2 protein-coding genes and 2 pseudogenes are annotated in these 2862 nt (G+C 43.6%); all 4 read left to right on the top strand.

The window, feature by feature from the left end:
- Positions 1-573: 573 nt before the first annotated feature.
- Positions 574-1113, top strand: a pseudogene (locus A3IE_RS23495) (IS3 family transposase); the annotation flags it as partial.
- Positions 1114-1250: 137 nt separating this feature from the next.
- A complete protein-coding gene (locus A3IE_RS0119225) occupies positions 1251-2231 on the top strand; it encodes a class I SAM-dependent methyltransferase (protein WP_020397240.1) in 981 nt (326 codons plus the stop codon).
- A gap of 122 nt (positions 2232-2353) precedes the next feature.
- The gene (locus A3IE_RS0119220) at positions 2354-2623 is read left to right on the top strand and encodes a transposase (RefSeq protein WP_020397239.1); all 270 of its coding nucleotides are present in this window, start codon (positions 2354-2356) and stop codon (positions 2621-2623) included.
- A 110-nt stretch (positions 2624-2733) separates the two neighbouring features.
- Positions 2734-2862, top strand: a pseudogene (locus tag A3IE_RS22630) (transposase); the annotation flags it as partial.

The following is a 2862-nucleotide window of genomic DNA, read 5'->3' as shown; positions in this document are numbered from 1 at the left end:
GACGCATTAGGGGGTTCTCCGTTAGGTAAAACATGCCATTATAGATGGGGACTCCTATAGCTCTTTTCAAGGGGATTCTTTTGGGTAGGTACTTATGAATCCCAAATCTATCAATGGCGCTCTAAGGCAGCGGCAGCCGGTGACCGAAGCGAGCGTGAAAACGCCAAACAAAAACGCGAATGGGCCCAGCTGCGCGAAGAGGTAGCGCTATTAAACAAGGCCAGCGCGTACTTTGCGAAGCAACTGTCGTGAAGTACGCCTTTATCAAGGATAACCTAGGCGAATTTAGCCTGGCTGTATTGTCCCGCACCTTGGGTGTTTCTGGTTCTGGCTACTAGGCGTGGCTGCATCACAAGCTTGGCAGCAGGGCGCAACAACAAGCCCAGTGTGATGAACGGGTGAGAGAGGCGTTTCGGGTGCGTGCAAGACCACTGTTATGGTGCGCCCCGTTTGCAGGTTGAACTCCGCGGGCCAGGGCATCACTATGATGTTAAAACCATCGCCAACAGCCTAAAACGGCTGGCATTACGGGCGGTTGCTGGGCGAAAGTTTCAGCCCAAAACCACCGACTCCCATGCACTCCCCGTCTACCCCAATGTACTGGAGCAGAATTTTAAGGCGGATACCCCGAATAGCCAATGGGTGCAGGACATCACCTATACCCGCACCGACGAGGGCTGGCTCTACCTAGCGGTGGTGATTGATCTGTATTCACGCTTGGTAGGGGGTTGGGCGATGAGTCCACGTATTGATGCTCGGCTAGTCTGCGACGCACTGCAAAACGCGTTGTTGCGTCGGGGGAAACCGACAGGCGTCATTGTCCATAGCGACCGTGGCAGCCAGTAGTGCTCGCATGATTACCGTGATCTGCTCAAACAGCATGGGCTGATTGGGAGCATGAGTGCCAAGGGTTATTGTTACGACAATGCCTGTGCCGAGAGCTTTTTCCATAGCCTGAAAGTGGAGAAACTGCATCGTTACCGTTTCCAAACGCATCAGCAGATGCGTCAGGCCGTGTTCCAGTAAATTGAGGTCAACTATAATAGAAAGCGTCGCCATTCTGCATGTGGCTATTTAAGTCCGTTACACTATGAAAGGCGGCACGTTGTATGACTTCTGGGTGTCCACTGTTGACGGGTAAGATCAAATCCAGATAAAAATAGGAATTAATTTTTAGTCTTTGTGCGCTTGCTACATAATGCCGGAAATTCCGTCTAACAAACTGTTCGCCCTACCTAAAGGAAAAAAGTATGAAAGCACAAGAAAAATCAGCCTTATATGACCAAAAGCAGTCTATAGAATTTTATGACGACAGGTATAAACAAGGGTATATGGATGAATGGCCTATTGAAAAGAAAAGGAAGCTATTGGAAGTCATTCAAGACATCCAGCTTCCAGCTAAAGGCGAAGCATTAGATTTTGGATGTGGTAATGGAGTTCTTACAGAGATCATTCGACAAGCACTTCCTTCTTGGAAAATATACGGTACTGATATAAGCAAAAATGCTGTTTCAAATGCAAGACTACGTTACCCAGAGTGTACATTTTTTGAAGCAAATAGCTCAGATTTTGCACAAAAGAAATTTGACTTTGTTTTTACAAACCACGTTTTTGAACATGTATACAATTTAACTGAAGTGTTTAATGAAATGAATGAATATCTAAAACCAGAGTCTTCTATGCTTCATTTCTTGCCTTGTGGAAATGAAGGAAGTTATGAATGGAGCATTTGTCAATTACGAAAGGATGGGATTAATACTGAAATTGAAAATAGATTCTTTTTTGAAGACGAAGGGCATGTTCGAAGATTAACTACAGATGAATTTTGCAAGCTATGTCATACTAAAAATTTTGAATTACAAAAGGAATTTTATTCTAACCAATATGATGGTGCAATTGATTGGATTACAAGTTCCAACCCCATGTTTGTATTAATGTTTTCAGACAAATCCCAAGCCCTTGATGAAAAAGCAAAACAAAAAATAAAGAAAGTCAGACTATATTTAATTTCAATAACTTTACTTCGGCTACCTACACAGGTAGTAACAAAATTATTGAGAAAAAAAAATAAACAACTTAAGCATTATATATTATTGCTAATGGGATTATCTTTTTGGATATTTTCAAGCCCATTTGACAAATACTGGAAAAGAAAAGCTAGAAAAGAATGGGAGACAAAGAAGTCAGAGCACAATGGTAGTGAAATGTGTTTGTACTTCAAAAGAAGTTAAACAAATGGCTAGCAAGGCACCTCACTGCTGGTAATGAAGCGTAGTGCTCTGATCTACTAGAACCGGACACAGTGTTAAGAGGTGTTTTACGATCAGAGATGACGAAATCTAGGAGATTTTAGATGCAACAGAAACGCCAATATGATGAAACCTTTAAGAAGGCGGCGGTATTATTAATCACGGAACAAGGCTATGGCATGACGCAAGCCGCCGAAGCGGTGGGCACGAATGTGAAGAATCTACAACGTTGGAAGCAGCAGTATACACAGACCGGCAGTGTGAAGAGCCTATTAAACCTAGAAGAGCATAGCGAACTGTTACGTTTGCGCCGTGAAGTGAAACAACTTCAGATGGAGAAAGAGATCCTAAGTTCTGTTGACATTTATAGATAGAGTTTTCTAAAAGCAAATGATTTCAACGTGTTATGACGAATCGCTATGTGTTAACGGATGAGCAATGGCTTATCTTATATGATCTGCTTCTCCAACATCCACGGGTGTAGGTGGGTAATCCAGAGCGCTGTCGCTTATTCCTGCAGGCGGTGTTGTGGATCCTGCGGTCGGGCAGTCAGTGGCGGAGTTTACCGCGTGAGTACGGTCACTGGAATAGTGTGTTTAAACGGTATAATCGT

Source organism: Thiolinea disciformis DSM 14473, from assembly GCF_000371925.1.
Taxonomy (GTDB): Bacteria; Pseudomonadota; Gammaproteobacteria; order Thiotrichales; family Thiotrichaceae; genus Thiolinea; species Thiolinea disciformis.
Note: the sequence above shows the minus strand (reverse complement) of the source record. Positions and strands in the feature narration are given on the sequence as shown.

Bases quoted from the DNA above. Each gene is read 5' to 3' on its own strand.
- A3IE_RS0119220 (WP_020397239.1), top strand. From the start codon at position 2,354: ATGCAACAGAAACGCCAATATGATGAAACCTTTAAGAAGGCGGCGGTA.
- A3IE_RS0119225 (WP_020397240.1), top strand. From the start codon at position 1,251: ATGAAAGCACAAGAAAAATCAGCCTTATATGACCAAAAGCAGTCTATA.